Annotated in this window: 11 protein-coding genes, 1 tRNA gene and 1 pseudogene; 9 read left to right on the forward strand and 4 right to left on the reverse strand. The window is 67.5% G+C overall.

Features of this window, described 5'->3' with window-relative positions:
* The first annotated feature begins 10 nt into the window (after positions 1-10).
* Both FVO59_RS09060 and FVO59_RS09065 read left to right on the forward strand, forming a co-directional pair.
* Complete coding sequence (locus FVO59_RS09060; protein ID WP_182252340.1) at positions 11-1,675, forward strand: ABC transporter ATP-binding protein; 1,665 nt, start codon at positions 11-13, stop codon at positions 1,673-1,675.
* A 124-nt stretch (positions 1,676-1,799) separates the two neighbouring features.
* Positions 1,800-2,111, forward strand: coding sequence for a hypothetical protein (locus FVO59_RS09065; protein ID WP_182252341.1), 312 nt, complete (start codon positions 1,800-1,802; stop codon positions 2,109-2,111).
* 59 nt (positions 2,112-2,170) lie between these two features.
* Here the strand turns inward: FVO59_RS09065 and FVO59_RS09070 are convergent, their stop codons facing one another.
* Entirely contained in the window at positions 2,171-2,671 is a 501-nt protein-coding gene (locus FVO59_RS09070) for a hypothetical protein (protein WP_182252342.1), read from the reverse strand.
* Between the two features lie 204 nt (positions 2,672-2,875).
* Here FVO59_RS09070 and rpoB point away from each other — a divergent pair, with 204 nt between their 5' ends.
* Both rpoB and rpoC read left to right on the forward strand, forming a co-directional pair.
* Positions 2,876-6,376 carry a DNA-directed RNA polymerase subunit beta gene (gene rpoB, locus FVO59_RS09075; protein ID WP_182252343.1) on the forward strand — a complete coding sequence of 1,167 codons (3,501 nt, stop codon included), beginning with the start codon at positions 2,876-2,878 and terminating at the stop codon, positions 6,374-6,376.
* Between the two features lie 65 nt (positions 6,377-6,441).
* A complete protein-coding gene (rpoC, locus tag FVO59_RS09080) occupies positions 6,442-10,317 on the forward strand; it encodes a DNA-directed RNA polymerase subunit beta' (protein ID WP_182252344.1) in 3,876 nt (1,291 codons plus the stop codon).
* A 226-nt stretch (positions 10,318-10,543) separates the two neighbouring features.
* On the opposite strand, the gene FVO59_RS09085 is transcribed toward rpoC, so the two are convergent.
* Positions 10,544-11,134 (reverse strand): hypothetical protein, encoded by a 591-nt coding sequence (locus tag FVO59_RS09085; protein WP_182252345.1) that lies wholly within the window; start codon positions 11,132-11,134, stop codon positions 10,544-10,546.
* A gap of 96 nt (positions 11,135-11,230) precedes the next feature.
* Here FVO59_RS09085 and FVO59_RS09090 point away from each other — a divergent pair, with 96 nt between their 5' ends.
* Positions 11,231-12,136 (forward strand): carbohydrate kinase family protein, encoded by a 906-nt coding sequence (locus FVO59_RS09090; protein ID WP_182252346.1) that lies wholly within the window; start codon positions 11,231-11,233, stop codon positions 12,134-12,136.
* Positions 12,137-12,222: 86 nt separating this feature from the next.
* A tRNA-Tyr gene (locus FVO59_RS09095) sits at positions 12,223-12,303 on the forward strand.
* A gap of 89 nt (positions 12,304-12,392) precedes the next feature.
* Here FVO59_RS09095 and FVO59_RS09100 read toward each other — a convergent pair.
* Positions 12,393-13,400 (reverse strand): adenosine deaminase, encoded by a 1,008-nt coding sequence (locus FVO59_RS09100; RefSeq protein ID WP_259363126.1) that lies wholly within the window; start codon positions 13,398-13,400, stop codon positions 12,393-12,395.
* A pseudogene (locus tag FVO59_RS09105) lies at positions 13,397-14,442 on the reverse strand (nucleoside hydrolase). The gene FVO59_RS09100 and the pseudogene FVO59_RS09105 overlap by 4 nt, the downstream one beginning before the upstream one ends.
* Between FVO59_RS09105 and FVO59_RS09110 the strand changes: the two are divergent.
* The 3 genes from FVO59_RS09110 (at position 14,414) to FVO59_RS09120 (ending at position 17,671) form a co-directional block, all read left to right on the forward strand.
* Positions 14,414-15,322, forward strand: coding sequence for a carbohydrate kinase family protein (locus tag FVO59_RS09110; protein ID WP_182252347.1), 909 nt, complete (start codon positions 14,414-14,416; stop codon positions 15,320-15,322). The pseudogene FVO59_RS09105 and the gene FVO59_RS09110 overlap by 29 nt on opposite strands.
* Positions 15,323-15,361: 39 nt before the next feature.
* The gene (locus FVO59_RS09115) at positions 15,362-16,255 is read left to right on the forward strand and encodes a nucleoside phosphorylase (RefSeq protein ID WP_182252348.1); all 894 of its coding nucleotides are present in this window, start codon (positions 15,362-15,364) and stop codon (positions 16,253-16,255) included.
* A gap of 63 nt (positions 16,256-16,318) precedes the next feature.
* Positions 16,319-17,671: an ABC transporter substrate-binding protein gene (locus FVO59_RS09120; RefSeq protein ID WP_182252349.1), complete on the forward strand. Its 1,353-nt coding sequence runs from the start codon at positions 16,319-16,321 to the stop codon at positions 17,669-17,671.
* Positions 17,672-17,702 lie beyond the last annotated feature (31 nt).

Genomic DNA, 17,702 nt, shown 5'->3' on the forward strand with positions numbered 1-17,702 from the left:
GACGATGGATATGCACAACACGAACGAATCCCCGCGCCAGCCGCTGCTGCAGGTGTCGAACCTCGCCGTCGACTTCGGCACCATGGACGGCGTGGTGCACGCCGTCGAGGGCGTCGACCTCGAGATCGCGGCCGGTGAGACCGTCGCCATCGTCGGCGAGTCCGGCTCGGGCAAGTCCACGACGGCGATGGCTGTGATCGGCCTGCTCGCCTCCGGCGGACACGTGGCCGGCGGGAGCATCACGCTCGACGGACGCGAGCTGGTCGGCATCGCCGAGAGCGAGATGCGCAGGATCCGAGGCCGCGACATCGGCATGGTCCCGCAGGACCCGATGTCGAACCTCAACCCGGTCGCCAAGATCGGCACGCAGGTGGCCGAGACGCTGCTCGCGCACGGGCTCGCCAACCGCGGCAACGTGCAGCAGAAGGTCGTCGAGGCGCTCTCGGCCGCAGGTCTTCCCGACCCCGAGCGGCGCGCCAAGCAGTATCCGCACGAGCTGTCGGGCGGTCTGCGCCAGCGCGCCCTGATCGCGATCGGCCTGGCGTGCCGTCCTCGGCTGCTCATCGCCGACGAGCCCACCAGCGCGCTCGACGTCACGGTGCAGCAGACCATCCTCGACCAGCTCGAGGAGATGACCCGCGAGCTGGGCACGGCCGTGCTGCTGATCACCCACGACCTCGGCCTCGCCGCCGAGCGCGCACAGCGCGTCGTGGTGATGCACCGCGGACGGGTGGTCGAGCAGGGCCCGGCACGGCAGATCCTCGAGGACCCGCAGCACCCGTACACGCAGAGCCTGGTGAAGGCGGCGCCGTCGATCGCGGCCGCGCGCCTGCAGCCCGAGGTGTTCGCCGGTGCCGACACGACGGGGGAGGGGCAGACGGAGGTCGTCGACAACATCGTCGAGATCGAGGGTCTGCGCAAGGTCTACCCCATCCGTGGCCAGGCAGAGGACTTCGTCGCCGTGGACGACGTATCGCTCGCCGTGCCACGGGGGAAGACCGTCGCGATCGTGGGGGAGTCGGGCTCGGGCAAGACGACGACGGCAAGAATGCTGCTCAAGCTCATCGAGCCGACGGCGGGGACGATCCGCTTCGAGGGCCGCGACATCGCGAAGCTCGATCGCGCGCAGGCGAAGGAGTTCCGCCAGCGCGTGCAGCCGGTGTTCCAGGACCCGTATTCGAGCCTCAATCCGATGTTCACGATCGAGCGCCTGATCGCCGAGCCGCTGGAGTTCTACAAGCGGGGCAACCGCACCGAGCGCCGAGCGCGCGTGCGCAAGCTGCTCGACGATGTCGCCCTGCCGCAGTCGATGCTGCAGCGCTACCCGTCCGAGCTGTCGGGAGGTCAGCGCCAGCGCGTCGCGATCGCCCGTGCGCTCGCGCTCTCGCCCGATCTGGTCGTGTGCGATGAGCCGGTCTCGGCGCTCGACGTGCTCGTGCAGGACCAGATCCTCACTCTGCTCGGCGACCTGCAGAAGGAGTACGGGCTCAGCTATCTGTTCATCTCCCACGACCTCGCCGTCGTGCGGCTGATCAGCGACTTCGTGTGCGTCATGAAGGACGGCGCGCTCGTCGAGGCGGCGAGCTCGGAGGAGATCTTCACCAACCCCCGCGACCCGTACACGCGTCGCCTGCTGGCCTCCATCCCCGGCAACGAGCTCGGCATCGCCTCCTGACACCCGCACGCCCGCACATCGGTCTTGTGCGCGGCGCGCGGCGGGTCTAGAACGGTGCTGTGCGGCGACGGCGCCGCATCGAGCCGAGGGGAGGCGACTCGTTTCTCTGGGGATGGGAACGAACATGAAGAAGGCTGTGATCGGCTGCGCACTTGCGCTGATGCTCGTGGCGGGCAGCAGCGCAACGGCGATGGCCGGCGAGTACACCGGCAATGGCGGCGACGTGAAGGGCGGCGACAAGGCGCACTCGGCGTGCCACTTCTCGGGGCGCGATCTGCCCGACGACGTGGAGATGAATCCGATGCCATGGATGAACGACGATGCCGTCACCGGCGGGCACGTGCAGAGCTACGGGATGCTGGTGCGCGCTGGCATGAAGGGCGCCGAGGGCGGCCCCGGTGTGGCCTGCCGCGGCAGCGCCATGCACGAGGAATGACCGCCTCGACTCGCTGACGGTTCCGGATGCCATGGCTCGGCACCGTGGCATCCGGACACTCAGCTCAGATCCGGGTCGCGCGCCCAGCGCGGCGCGAGGGCGCGCACGCGCAACGCGCGCAGCTGCCACGTCGCCCACAGCGCCGGCCACAGCAGCACGGCCGTCGGCCCGTCGAAGGTGAGCCGCTCGCGCCACAGGGTGCGGTCCGGCCGCCCGGGCTGGGGCGAGACCGCCATCTGGTGGTCCCAGACGTCGAGGCCGCCGAGCGGGCCGGTGAGGGGGATGCCGCTGTCGCGGAGGATGCGGACCCGACCGCCGGGTTCGTCGACCGTGCGATCATCGACGCGGATCAGCTGCGTGCCGACCGGGATGCGGCCGAAGACCGCCAGTCGCACGGGAGCCTCATCGCCGGGCATCCACCGCTCCGGCACCGGGCCGGGCAGAAGCGACTGCACCTGCAGCAGCGGCGCATACAGCTTCCCGAGGATGCGCGGCGAGTGCAGGGCTCGCCAGGCCGTGTCGGGGTCGCAGCCTATGGTGAACCTGAGCACGATGCGCATACTGCAGTGTCGCTCATACCGCAGCGGCGGGCATTGGTCAAGGATCCTGCTTGCCATGTCGTGAAATCGTGCGTATAGTTGGTAGTTGCGCTCGCTTCTCCGTGCCCTCATATGGTGGTCGGCATCCGTTGAGCTCTCGAGCGCGTTCTCCACCGACGTCTAGGAATCGACCAGCCCCTGCACGGGCTCACGGAGGTTACTCCCTTGGCTGCTGCTCGCAACGCATCCACATCCACCACCAACAAGAACGGCCGCGGAGTCTCCCGCCTCTCGTTCGCCAAGATCTCCGACACGCTGACGGTCCCGGACCTTCTCGCGCTGCAGACCGAGTCCTTCGGCTGGCTCGTCGGCAACGACGACTGGAAGGCCCGCGTCGCCGAGGCCAAGAAGTCCGGCCGCAGCGACGTCTCCGAGATCTCGGGTCTCGGCGAGATCTTCGAGGAGATCTCCCCGATCGAGGACCTCGGCGAGACGATGCAGCTCTCGTTCACCAACCCGTACCTCGAGCCCGAGAAGTACTCGATCGACGAGTGCAAGGAGCGCGGCAAGACCTACGCCGCCCCGCTGTACGTCGAGGCCGAGTTCATGAACCACCTCACGGGTGAGATCAAGACCCAGACGGTCTTCATGGGCGACTTCCCGCTGCAGACCGACAAGGGCACGTTCATCATCAACGGCTCCGAGCGCGTCGTCGTCTCGCAGCTCGTTCGCTCGCCCGGTGTCTACTTCGACAAGACCCCCGACAAGACCAGTGACAAGGACATCGTCACCGCTCGCGTCATCCCCAGCCGCGGCGCGTGGCTCGAGTTCGAGATCGACAAGCGCGACCAGGTCGGCGTGCGCATCGACCGCAAGCGCAAGCAGTCCGTCACCGTCTTCCTGAAGGCGCTCGGCCTGTCGAGCGAGCAGATCCTCGCCGAGTTCGCCGGCTTCCCCTCCATCGAGGAGACCCTGGCGAAGGACACCATCCTCACCCAGGAAGACGCCCTGCGCGACATCTACCGCAAGCTGCGTCCGGGCGAGCAGGTGGCCGCCGAGGCAGCGCGCTCGCTGCTCGACAACTTCTACTTCAACCCGAAGCGCTACGACCTGGCGAAGGTGGGTCGCTACAAGATCAACCAGAAGCTCGGTCTCGCGGCCCCGCTCACCGACTCGGTGCTGACCGTCGACGACATCGTCGCGACGATCAAGTACCTGGTGCGCATCCACCGCGGCGACGAGACGTTCGAGGGTGTCCGCGGCGGCAAGAAGACCGAGATCCGCATCGCCACCGACGACATCGACAACTTCGGCAACCGTCGCATCCGCGCGGTCGGCGAGCTGATCCAGAACCAGGTCCGCACCGGTCTGTCGCGCATGGAGCGCGTCGTCCGCGAGCGCATGACCACGCAGGACATCGAGGCCATCACCCCGCAGACCCTGATCAACGTGCGCCCCGTCGTGGCCGCGATCAAGGAGTTCTTCGGCACCTCGCAGCTGTCGCAGTTCATGGACCAGAACAACCCGCTCGCGGGTCTGACCAACAAGCGCCGTCTGTCGGCCCTCGGCCCCGGTGGTCTCTCGCGTGACCGCGCCGGCGTCGAGGTGCGAGACGTGCACCCCTCGCACTACGGCCGCATGTGCCCGATCGAGACTCCTGAAGGCCCGAACATCGGTCTGATCGGTGCTCTCGCGACCTTCGCGCGCATCAACTCGTTCGGCTTCATCGAGACCCCGTACCGTCGTGTCGTCGACGGTGCCGTCACCGACCAGATCGACTACCTCACGGCAGCCGAGGAGGTCGACTTCAACATCGCGCAGGCCAACGCCCCGCTCGACAAGAACGGCCGCTTCACCGAGAGCCACGTCCTGGCCCGTCCCCGCGGCGGATCGGGTGAGGTCGACCTGTTCCTGCCCGAGGAGATCGGCTACATCGACGTCTCGCCGCGCCAGATGGTGTCGGTCGCGACCTCGCTCGTGCCGTTCCTCGAGCACGACGACGCGCAGCGCGCGCTCATGGGCGCCAACATGCAGCGTCAGGCCGTGCCGCTGCTCCGTTCCGACTCGCCGCTCGTCGGCACCGGTATGGAGGGCTACACCGCCATCGACGCAGGTGACGTCGTCACCGCGCAGAAGGCCGGTGTCGTCAGCGAGGTCTCCGCAGACCGCGTCGTCGTCATGCTCGACGAGGGCGGCACGCAGGAGTACCACCTGCGCAAGTTCGACCGCTCGAACCAGGGCACGTCCTACAACCAGCGCGTGATCGTCAACGCCGGTGAGCGCGTCGAGGTCGGCGAGGTCATCGCCGACGGCCCCGCCACCGAGAACGGCGAGCTGGCGCTCGGCAAGAACCTGCTCGTCGCGTTCATGCCGTGGGAGGGCCACAACTTCGAGGACGCGATCATCCTGAGCCAGGAGCTGGTGAAGGACGACACCCTCTCGTCTATCCACATCGAGGAGTACGAGGTCGACGCCCGCGACACGAAGCTGGGCAAGGAGGAGATCACCCGTGACCTCCCCAACGTCAGCCCCGAGCTGCTGAAGGACCTCGACGAGCGCGGCATCATCCGCATCGGCGCCGAGGTCCGCCCCGGCGACATCCTCGTCGGCAAGGTCACGCCGAAGGGCGAGACCGAGCTGTCGGCCGAGGAGCGCCTGCTTCGCGCCATCTTCAACGAGAAGAGCCGCGAGGTGCGCGACACCTCGCTGAAGGTTCCTCACGGTGAGCAGGGCACGATCATCGCCGTCAAGGAGTTCGACGCCGAGGAGGGCGACGACGAGCTGGGCTCGGGCGTCAACCGCCGCGTCGTGGTCTACATCGCCCAGAAGCGCAAGATCACCGAGGGCGACAAGCTCGCCGGCCGTCACGGCAACAAGGGCGTCATCGCGAAGATCCTGCCCGTCGAGGACATGCCCTTCATGTCGGACGGCACGCCGGTCGACGTCGTGCTGAACCCGCTCGGCATCCCGGGTCGAATGAACTTCGGCCAGGTCCTCGAGACCCACCTCGGCTGGATCGCCAAGACCGGATGGAAGGTGGAAGGCAACCCCGAGTGGGCTGTCAAGCTGCCCGAGAACGGTCGCGACGTCGCCCCGAACACCAAGGTCGCGACCCCGGTGTTCGACGGCGCCAGCGAGGAGGAGATCTCCGGTCTGCTCGACTCGACCCTGCCGACCCGCGACGGCGTGCGCCTGATCGACTCGTCGGGCAAGACGCAGCTGTTCGACGGCCGCTCGGGCGAGCCGTTCCCGGCTCCCATCTCGGTCGGCTACATGTACATCCTGAAGCTGCACCACCTCGTCGACGACAAGATCCACGCTCGTTCGACCGGCCCCTACTCGATGATCACGCAGCAGCCGCTCGGCGGTAAGGCGCAGTTCGGTGGACAGCGCTTCGGTGAGATGGAGGTGTGGGCCCTCGAGGCCTACGGTGCCGCGTATGCGCTGCAGGAGCTGCTCACCATCAAGTCCGACGACATCCTCGGCCGCGTCAAGGTGTACGAGGCGATCGTCAAGGGCGAGAACATCCAGGAGCCCGGCATCCCCGAGTCCTTCAAGGTGCTCATGAAGGAGATGCAGTCGCTCTGCCTGAACGTCGAGGTCCTCTCGGCCGACGGCACCGCTGTCAACCTGCGAGACACCGACGACGAGGCCTTCCGCGCAGCGGAGGAGCTCGGCATCAACATCTCCAGCCGGTTCGAAGCCGCATCGATCGACGAGATCTGATCGGCCCTTCGACAAGCTCAGGGCCCTCGAGGGCCCAAGGATGAATTTTCTAAACAGGAGAAATAGTGCTCGACGCAACAACTTTCGATGAGCTTCGAATCGGCCTCGCCACCGCTGACGACATCCGCGGCTGGTCCTTCGGTGAGGTCAAGAAGCCCGAGACGATCAACTACCGCACGCTGAAGCCCGAGAAGGACGGCCTCTTCGGCGAGCAGATCTTCGGCCCCTCCCGTGACTGGGAGTGCGCCTGTGGCAAGTACAAGCGCGTCCGCTTCAAGGGCATCGTCTGCGAGCGCTGCGGCGTGGAGGTCACCAAGAGCTCCGTCCGTCGTGAGCGCATGGGTCACATCGAGCTCGCCGCTCCCGTGACGCACATCTGGTACTTCAAGGGTGTTCCCTCGCGCCTCGGCTACCTGCTCGACATGGCGCCGAAGGACCTCGAGAAGGTCATCTACTTCGCCGCCTACATGGTGATCTCGGTCGACGAGGATGCTCGTCACCGCGACCTCGCCACGCAGGAGAACAACATCCGTCTCGAGCTGAAGACGCTCGGCGACCGCCGCGACGCGAAGATCGCGGAGCGGATGGCGAAGCTGGAGGAGGAGCTCGCCGCACTCGAGGCGGAGGGCGCCAAGGCCGACGCCAAGAAGAAGGTCAAGGACGCCGCCGAGAAGGAGATGTCGCTCACCCGCAAGGGTGCCGACGAGGCGATCGCCAAGCTCGAGCGCGTGTGGGAGGACTTCCGCACGCTCGAGGTCGGCGCGCTGCGCCCCGAGGACGACGTGTTCCACGAGCTGCAGGACCGCTTCGGCCAGTACTTCGAGGCGCACATGGGCGCCGAGGCGATCAAGCGCCGCCTCGAGACCTTCGACCTGAAGGCCGAGGCCGAGAGCCTGCACCTGCAGATCTCGGAGGGCAAGGGCCAGCGCAAGATCCGCGCGATCAAGCGCCTGACCGTCGTCAACTCGTTCCTCGAGACCGGCATGAGCCCCGCCGCGATGGTTCTCGACGTCGTCCCGGTGATCCCGCCGGAGCTGCGCCCGATGGTCCAGCTCGACGGTGGCCGCTTCGCGACCAGCGACCTGAACGACCTGTACCGCCGCGTCATCAACCGCAACAACCGTCTTCGTCGTCTGATCGACCTCGGCGCCCCCGAGATCATCGTCAACAACGAGAAGCGCATGCTGCAGGAGGCCGTCGACGCCCTGTTCGACAACGGCCGCCGCGGTCGTCCCGTCACCGGCACCGGCAACCGCGCCCTGAAGTCCCTCAGCGACATGCTGAAGGGAAAGCAGGGTCGCTTCCGCCAGAACCTGCTCGGAAAGCGCGTCGACTACTCGGGCCGTTCGGTCATCGTCGTCGGCCCGCAGCTGAAGCTGCACCAGTGCGGTCTGCCCAAGCAGATGGCACTGGAGCTGTTCAAGCCGTTCGTGATCAAGCGCCTGATCGACCTCGGTCACTCGCAGAACATCAAGGCCGCCAAGCGCGCCGTCGAGCGCACGCGTCCCGAGGTGTGGGACGTGCTCGAGGAGATCATCCGCGAGCGTCCCGTGCTGCTGAACCGCGCACCCACGCTGCACCGTCTCGGCATCCAGGCGTTCGAGCCGCAGCTCGTCGAGGGCAAGGCCATCCAGCTGCACCCGCTCGTCTGCGCCGCGTTCAACGCCGACTTCGACGGTGACCAGATGGCTGTGCACCTGCCGCTGTCGGTCGAGGCCCAGGCCGAGGCCCGCGTGCTGATGCTCGCCTCGAACAACATCCTCAAGCCGTCGGACGGCCGTCCGGTCACCCTGCCCTCGCAGGACATGATCATCGGTCTGCACCACCTGACCACGGTCAAGGAGGGCGCGGCCGGTGAGGGTCGTGCGTTCGGCTCGGTCTCCGAGGCGATCCTGGCGAAGGACGAGGGCACCCTCGACCTGCAGGCGAAGGTCCGCATCCGCATCCCGGGTCTGACCTTCCTCGAGGGCGAGGCCCCCGAGGGCTACGAGCGTCACGGTCTCGTCGACGCGTCGCTCGGTCAGGCGATCTTCAACGGCGCTCTGCCGAAGGGCTACCCCTTCGTGCGCGGCCAGGCCGACAAGGGCAAGCTGTCGCAGATCGTCAACAAGCTGGCCGAGGAGTACCCCAAGGTCGAGACGGCCGCCACGCTGGACCGCATCAAGGATGCCGGCTTCCACTGGGCGACCCGCTCTGGTGTCACCGTCGCGCTCAGCGACATCCTCACCCCGCCGAACAAGGCCGAGATCGTCGCCGGCTACGAGAAGCAGGCCGCGAAGGTCCAGTCGCAGTACGACAAGGGTCTGACGACCGATGTCGAGCGTCGTCAGGAGCTCATCAAGATCTGGACCGAGGCGACCGACGAGGTGCAGGCCGCGATGAAGGCCCACTTCCCCGAGGACAACACCATCAACCGCATGGTGACCTCCGGTGCTCGTGGTAACTGGCTGCAGATCCGCAACATCGCGGGTATGCGCGGTCTGGTGAACAACCCCAAGGGTGAGATCATCCCCCGTCCGATCATCTCCTCGTACCGCGAGGGCCTGTCGGTGGCGGAGTACTTCATCGCGACGCACGGTACCCGTAAGGGTCTGGCCGACACCGCTCTGCGCACCGCCGACTCGGGTTACCTGACCCGTCGTCTGGTGGATGTCTCGCAGGACGTCATCATCCGCGAGCAGGACTGCGGCACGTCGAAGGGCCTCGAGCTCCCGATCGCCGCTCCGAACTCGCAGGGTGTGCTGGTGCGCGACGCGAACGTCGAGAACTCGGTGTTCGCCCGCACCCTGGCATCCGACGTCGTCACCGAGGCCGGCGAGGTCGTCGCCACCGCCGGTGAGGACGTGGGTGACGTGCTGATCGACAAGCTCGTCGAGGCCGGCATCGAGACCATCAAGGTCCGCTCGGTGCTGACCTGCGACTCGGCAGTCGGCGTGTGCGCGCAGTGCTACGGCCGTTCGCTCGCGACCGGCAAGACCGTCGACATCGGCGAGGCCGTCGGCATCATCGCCGCGCAGTCGATCGGTGAGCCCGGCACCCAGCTGACGATGCGCACCTTCCACACGGGTGGTTCGGCCTCGGCCGACGACATCACCCAGGGTCTGCCGCGTGTGCAGGAGCTCTTCGAGGCCCGCACCCCGAAGGGCGCCTCCCCGATCGCCGAGGCCGACGGCCGCATCACGATCGAGGAGACCGAGAAGGCCAAGAAGGTCATCCTCACGCCCGACAACGGCGACGAAGAGGTGGTCTACCCGGTGCTGAAGCGTGCGACGCTTCTCGTCGAGGACGGCCAGCACGTCACCGTCGGTCAGCCCCTGCAGGTCGGCACGCTCGACCCCAAGGAGGTCATGCGAGTCATGGGCGCCCGCGAGGTGCAGAAGTACCTCGTCGGCGGCGTGCAGGGCGTGTACCGCTCGCAGGGTGTGCCGATCCACGACAAGCACATCGAGGTCATCGTCCGTCAGATGCTGCGCAAGGTCACCGTGGTCGACCACGCTGACACCACGCTGCTCCCGGGTGAGATGGTCGACCTGAAGCGCTACCAGCAGATCAACCGCGAGGCCGTGGCAGAGGGCAAGCGCCCCGCGTCGGGTCGCCCGGAGCTGATGGGTATCACCAAGGCGTCGCTCGCCACCGAGTCGTGGCTGTCGGCCGCTTCGTTCCAGGAGACGACCCGCGTGCTCACGCAGGCCGCCATGGAGGGCAAGCGCGACCCGCTGGTCGGTCTCAAGGAGAACGTCATCATCGGTAAGCTCATCCCCGCCGGAACCGGTCTGTCGAAGTACCGCAACATCACGGTCGAGGCGACGGAAGAGGCCAAGAGCGAGCGCTACCCGAACCGGATCTTCGCATCCGACGGTGCGTACGCCGACGGCGACTTCGGCTACGTCGACTTCGACGCGTTCTCGACGGACGACATCACCCCAGGCACCTACAACTGATCTGGTGTGATGCGAAGGCCCCGGCCCCTCTTCGGAGGGCCGGGGCCTTTCCCGTGCCCGCCGGCTCTCGCCGACGTGAGGTGTTCGCGCGTTCGGGAGGACTTCGCGCGTTGGGGAGGGAGTTCGCCCCGGGATCCTCCTCCCGAGGGCGCTTTCTCCTCCGGGCCGGGGGCAGGGGCGGGGGCGCCTCAGAGTGCGCCGCGCCGGCATCCCCGACCGCGAGACCTCAGGGCCAGAGAGCCTCGACGATGCTCGTCGTGTATCCCTTCGGGGCGAGGTTCGAATAGCGGGTGTCGATCAGCAGGTCGTCGCGCCAGAAGAGGGTGCGGCCGTCGGTGACCGGGTACTGCTCGTTCTGCCAGGTCTTCTCGCAGCGGGTGCCGTCGTCGGGGGTGTAGCACGTGAAGCCGTCGGTCGCGGCGAGCTCGTTGAGCATGTCCAGCGCGGGGCCGCGATCCATCCGCGAGATCTTCGTTGTCAGGCCCGTGGTGTCGGCGTCGGGGGAGCCCCAGTTGCAGACGAGCGAGCCGTCGTCGAGCAGACCGCTGTCGCCGAAGCCGGGGTCGTTGAGCGGCACGTCCTTCAGCTGCGCGAGCACGTCGTCCGACAGGATCTTGCGACAGTCCCCCGGTAGCGGCATCAGGGTCTTCTCCGGCGCCGGCGAAGGCTTCGACGAGGGAGACGCCGATCCGGATGCCGTCGGCTTGTCGCTCTTCGCCGGCTTCGCCGCCTCTTCGGGGCCGGCTGTGGCACAGCCCGCCAGCAGGGACACGGATGCGAGGATGAGCGCGACTGCCGCGCCGGCGCGGAGCTTCATGACACAGGGTAGGACCGCCCGCCGCCGCGACGCGGAGCCGCGCCGTGGCGCGTCACCGCCATGCTGTCCGTGGCACAGTCGAGGTACTCTCGCAGAATGACTGCTGTGGTGATCGGGGATGCCCTGATCGATGAGATCCGGGATGCGTCGGGCGTGCGCGAACTGGTCGGCGGCGCCGCGCTGAACGTCGCGGTCGGAATGCGCCGGCTGGGCGTCGACACGACGCTGATCGCGATGGTCGGCGACGACGAGGCCGGCGCGCACATCCGCGAGTACCTGCGCGATCACGGCGTGCGTCTGATCGAGAGCCCGTCTCCGCTGGGTTCATCGCGAGCGGTCGTCACCCGTTCGCCGGAGGGCGAGCCGCAGTACGTGTTCAACGAGGCTGCCCGAGCCCGAAGCATCCGATACGGCGACGAGATGCGGCAGGCGATCTCGACGGCGGACGTCGTCGCGATCAGCTGCTTCCCGTTCGACGTCACCGGCGAGGTGGATGCACTGGTCGATGCGCTCGGCGATGCCAGGGTGGCGCTCGATCCGAATCCGAGGAGCGGCATGATGAGCGACGCCGCTCAGTTCGTGCGCGGGTTCGAGCGCCTCGCCGCCAGGGCGGAGCTGGTGAAGGTCGGCGCCGATGACGCGACACTGCTGTACGACGGCGACCTCGACGCACTCCGAGCGCGGCTGCGAGGTCTCGGCTCAGGCGCCGTGCTCGCCACCGCCGGGGCGGAAGGCGCTGTGATCGACTCCGCCGCGGGATCGTTCCGCGCCCCGATCGCGTCGCTTGCGGGGCCCGTGGTCGACACGGTGGGAGCCGGCGATGCCACACTGGCCGCGGTCGCCGCCGGGCTGTCGCAGGGCGAGCCGAAGACGGATGCCGAGTGGCAGCAGCTGCTCGATCGAGCCATGCTCATCGCCGCCGCGACCTGCCGCGCGGAGGGCGGTCTGCTGCGCACGCCCGAGTCGCTGGCGGATGCGCAGCACGGCGTGCACGGCAGCTGAGCGCTCGATTTCTCGCGACCGGTGCGGGCAGGTATGCTTGATAGTCGCGCCCCCGGTTGGCTGAAGAAGCCGGACGGGTGTGCACTGGCAAGTTGCCCGAGCGGCCAAAGGGAGCTGACTGTAAATCAGCCGCGTAAGCTTCGGGGGTTCGAATCCCTCACTTGCCACGTGAATGCGAAAGGCCCCCGCGAAGCGGGGGCCTTTCGCATTCCGCCGAGAGCGCGGTGGACCGGCTCATGCAGCTGGAGCGTGTCGTCTAGGCCGAAGGCCCTGCGCCCGTGCCCAGCCGTGTCTTCTCGGATTCGCGCAGGAAGCTGGCTGCGACCGAGTTCGTCGCGAGCGCATGCAGTTCGTCGCTGCCGAGCGCGAAGGTCTTCACCAGTGCGCGGATGTTGTCATCGAGATATCCGCCGAAGTAGGCCGGATCGTCGGAGTTGATGGTGACGAGAAGCCCTGCATCGAGTGCCGGCAGCAGGGGGAAGTCGGAGAGCCGATCGATCACCCTGAGCCGCAGGTTCGAGAGCGGGCACATGGTCAGGGGAATCCTCTCGGCGGCCAGGCGGGCGACGAGGGCGCGGTCCTCGAGTGCGCGGTTGCCGTGGTCGACGCGCTCGACCCCGAGCACATCCAGCGCCTGCCAGACGTACTCCGGCGGACCCTCTTCGCCGGCGTGCGCGACCAGGCGCATCCCGGCCGAGCGCGCGCGATCGAAGACGCCGGCGAACAGCTCTGGCGGATGACCCTGCTCAGCGGAGTCGAGGCCGAGGCCGGTGATGGGAACACCCGTCGTCAGCACGCGGTCGAGCATGCGCTCGGCCTCGATCACCGGCTCGTCGCGCACGATGCAGACGATCAGCGACGCCGAGATGCCGGTCTCCGCACCGACGGCGGCGATGGCCCGGTTCAGACCGGTGAGCACCGTGGCCTCGTCGATGCCGCGGCGTGAGTGCGCCTGCGGGTCGACGAAGATCTCGGCGTGCGCGACGCCTCCTCCGTGCGCGCGTCGAAGATAGGCGGCGCCCAGCTCGAAGAAGTCGTCCTCGGTCTGCAGAACCTTCATGTTGTCGTAGTAGACGTCGAGGAAGGACTGCAGATCGGTGAAGCGATATGCCTCCTGCAGCTGGTGCACGGAGTCGTAGGGGAGCGCGATCCCCTTCGCCTGCGCGAGAGCGAAGACGGTGTGAGGCTCGAGGGTGCCTTCGATGTGCACATGGAGCTCGCAGAAGGGCAGCCGGTACGGGAGAGCCGGGGAGCGGAGCATCATGCGGTCAGCTCATCGGTGACGAGGTCGAGGAAGCGCGGATAGTCGAAGCCGGTGGCGATCTCGATTCGAGGCAGATCGTCCCACGCATGGTGCAGGCGGCGATCGACCACCGTCATGCCGCGTGTGAGGCGTCCCTCCGTCTCGACATCGCACAGCACCGATTCGGTCGACACCAGGCTCGGGTCGATCAGGCTGGCGACGGCGGCGCTGTCGATCAGCGAGCAGTAGCTCTGGTACCCCCTGCCCTCGACGAAGTCGACGATGCGCGCGGCGAGTGCGGCCTCCGGTCGCGACGAGTCGCGCAACCGTGCCAGATCGCTGTCGCGGAAGTTGATCTGCGGGTGGGTGGCGACGTCGAGGCCGACTGCCAGCATCCGGAAACCGGCGTTGAACACGATCTTGGCCGCCTCGGGGTCGACGAAGACGTTCCACTCGCTCGTCGGATTGTCGCCCGTCGCCTGCGACCACGCGTAAGGGGTGGCGCCGAAAGAGCCCCCGATGATCGTCAGGCGACTCACCTTCTTCGGCAGCTCCGGGTCGAACTGAAGAGCCTGGGCGATGTTCGTGAGGGGGCCGAGTGCGCAGATCGCGATGTCGCCCTCGTGTCGATTCACCGTGTCGACGATCAGCTGCGCGGCGCCGCGAGGGTCGACGCGGCGGGTGGATGCCGGAAGGTGGGACTCCGCAAGACCATCGGAGCCGTGCGAGAACGGGTCTGACGGGTAGCTCCCCCGAGTGGGACGACCGGCCCCTGGGCGACGGGGATCTCGGGGGCGTCGAGCAGGTCGAGCACGCGCAGGATGTTCGCGACGGTGCGGTCACTGGGGAGATTGCCGGTCACGGCGGTGAGGGCGACGATCTTGAGCGCGTCCGATTTGTGCGCCACCGAGATCGCGAGGGCATCGTCCATGCCGGGATCCGTGTCAATCAGAACCTTCATCGGAGTCCTTTCGGGTTGCATCGTCACAGGTAAAAGGTATTGTAAACATAACAACAAGACTGATGGAGGGTCAATGGAGTCCGTCGCGGTGCTCTCGCACATCGTCGTGGATGAGGTGTTCGACTCGGAACACCGCCTGCTGGCGACCGAGGTCGGCGGTGCCGGCGCGTACGCCGCCGCAGGTGCGAGCCTGGCGGGAGAGGCGGGGTCGACCCTTCTCGTATCCGGAGCCGGTCGTGAAGACAAGGCGCTTCTGGAGGAGTGGTGCACTCGCCGGCAGATCTCGACCACCGGACTGTTCGAGGTCGGCGTGCACTCTCCGCGCACGCGCATCCGGTACTTCTCCGACGGCGAGCGCGAGGAGACTCCGGTGTTCGGCCTCGAGCACTTCGAATCTCACACGCCGCTGCCCAGGCACATCCCCGATCAGGCCCGCCCTCTGAGTGGCGTCTACCTGTTCCACGATCACGAGCGCTCGTACTGGGAGGAGGTGGAGGCCTTCGCGCGCACCTTCACCGGGCCGATCCTGTGGGAGATCTCTCTTGACGCCTGCCGGATCGAGCATCGTGCCGAGGTGGCGGAGCTGATGGCCGTCGTCGACATCCTGTCGATCAACGAGACGGAGGCCCGCGCTCTCTCGGGGGCGAGCCGCCTCGAGGGCGCGATCGCGTGGTTGCAGCGGTCTGCGACCACGGTCCTGCTGCGACGCGGGTCCCAGGGGTCGCTCGTGCTCGCGGGCGGCGCCGTGCACGTCGTCGGCACGGCTCCCACCGCTGCGGTCGACCCCACCGGCGGCGGAAACAGCTACACCGGCGCGTTCCTCGCCTGCTATGCGCGCAGCGGTGACCTCGCACTGGCGTCGCGGACCGCCGCCGCGGCCGCGAGCGCCATCGTCGCTGCTCCGGGGGCGCCGGAGATCGACGACCGTTCGCGTCGACGCGTCGCCCTCGCGGCGCGATCCGTGACGTTCGAAAGCCGCTGACCACCGCGCATCACGCGCCGCACAGAAAGAAGGGCCCCGATGTCTTCCACCTGGAACCCGTACGCGCTGTACGAGTCCTACCGCCTCAGCGCGAACGTCCCCCGCCGCGGTCTGCTCGTCGAAGGGCGGCCCGCGCTCTCGCAGTTCGACCCTCAGAAGGTGGCGCGGTACGTGCTGCTCACGGTGCGGGATCCGCTGTGCGCCTACGACGAGGATCCCGCCACACAGCTCGCCAGACGCCTGGACGATGCGGAGCAGATCGGGCGATCGGGCATGTTCACGACGTGGACGGGGAGATACCGCGATGTCGCGCTCACGGTCGTCTCCGGCGGGAGCGGCTCGCCGGAGGCGGAGCTGATCATGCACGAGCTCCTGGAGTTCACCGACGCCGACACCTTCGTGCGGGTGGGCGGCTCGGGCGGCTACCATCCCAAGGTCGCACCGGGCGACGTGGTGATCGCCTCGGGAGTGGTGCGCGACGAGGGCATGACCCAGGCGTACATCCCCGCCTCGTATCCGGCCGTCGCCTCGCACGACGTCGTGGTCGCGATGGCCAGGGCGGCCGACGGGCTGGGGCAGCCCTTCCACATCGGGGTGACCCGGTCGAGCGACAGCGACTTCTGCGGAGTCGGACGCCCTTCGGTGGGCGGGTACTTCCAGCCCTGGCACATGGACATCCTCGAGACCTGGGCCCGCGCCGGGGTGCTCAACGGCGACAGGGAGTCGGCCGCGATCGTGACACTCGCCGCACTGTTCGGCAAGCGCGGCGGGTCGGTGTGCTCGGTGGCGGACAACGTCATCGCCGATGCCGAGTTCCAGGCGGGGGCCGGGCATGCGTCGAGCATGGACATCGCCCTTGCCGGCGTCGTCGAGCTCGCCGCCATGGATGCCGAAGCCGAGGCGGGTGCGGGACTTCTGTCGGCTCGGGCTTGACAGAGTCATTCGGTGGTTATAACTTCATTACAACATACCCGAGTATTCGACGAGGAGTACAGCATGAACAGGAGAGCGTCCACCCTCGCGGTGGTGAGCATGACGGCCATCGCAGGGATGGCCCTCGCGGGCTGCAGCGGCGGCGTCGCTGCAGGCAAGGAGAAGCTGGAGCTGTGGTTCTGGGGTGCGCCCCCGGCGCAGCAGGAGACCATGCAGAAGGTGCTCGTCGACGGGTTCAACGCGTCGCAGGACGAGTACGAGCTCGAGGTCAACTTCGACAACGCCGTCGACAAGAACGTCCAGGTGGCGCTGAGCGCGAACCGCGGACCGGACGTCGTGTACGGCTCGGGACCGGCTTTCGCGGCAGCGTATGCCGCGGAAGGGAAGCTGGCCGACATGACCCCGTACGCGGAGAAGTACGGGTGGAAGGACCGCATCCTCGACTCCATGTACGAGTCGGGCACGTACGACGGCAAGCTGTACTCCCTGCCGAACTCCATCGAAGACATCGGGGTGTTCTACAACGTCAGCGTGCTGAAGACGCTCGGGGTCGAGGTTCCCACCACCTACGACGAGTTCGTCGACGTGCTCGACAAGGCCGAGGGTGCCGGCCTGTACCCGTCGGTCACGGGGAACCAGGGCTGGAAGCCGGTCAACCAGAACTACATCTCGCTGTTCCTGTCGCAGGTCGCCGGCGGCAAGGCCGTCTACGACGCGCTGCAGGGCACGATCCCGTGGACGGATCCCGCGCTCGTCGAGGCCGTGCAGGCGTCCTCCGACTTCTACAACGCCGGCTACCTGGGCGGGAAGGACTACCCGAATCTCAACTTCGATCAGTCGATGAAGCTGCTCAGCGAGGAGAAGTCGCCCTTCTTCATCGGGCCGAGCCTCGCGTTCCAATTCGCGTCGAACTACTTCAGCGACGAGGCGGGCAACACCGAGGATCTCGGGTTCATGGCCTTCCCCACCATCAACCCCGAACTGCCCAGCCCCTATTACACGCTCGGCACGACGGCCTCTCTCTCGATCAACGAGGCCTCGAAGAACAAGGACGGCGCGGCGATGGTCATCGACTACATGATGAGCGATGACTTCGCCAAGCAGATGAACGAGACGTGGCCCGGCTACTGGGCCGTGCCCCTGAAGGACTTCGACCTCGACGCGGCCGACTACGACGGTCTGTCGGCCCCGTTCGTCACGGCGATGCAGAACACGATCGAGGGCGTCAACGCGGGCGATTACGGCTACTTCGCCGGAACCTTCTTCCCGCCGGCGACCGCGGCTGCGTTCACCGACATCGACTCGGTGTGGCTGGGCAACACCACGGCCGAGCAGTTCCTCCAGAAGGTGCAGAAGGTGTTCGACGACGAGAAGGCGAAGGGGCTCGTCCCGCCGCTGCCCGAACCCGCCAACTGAGGCGCGGCGGGCCCGCCGACCCGATGGCGGG

This window comes from Microbacterium esteraromaticum (genome assembly GCF_014084045.1).
Classification (GTDB): domain Bacteria; phylum Actinomycetota; class Actinomycetes; order Actinomycetales; family Microbacteriaceae; genus Microbacterium; species Microbacterium esteraromaticum_D.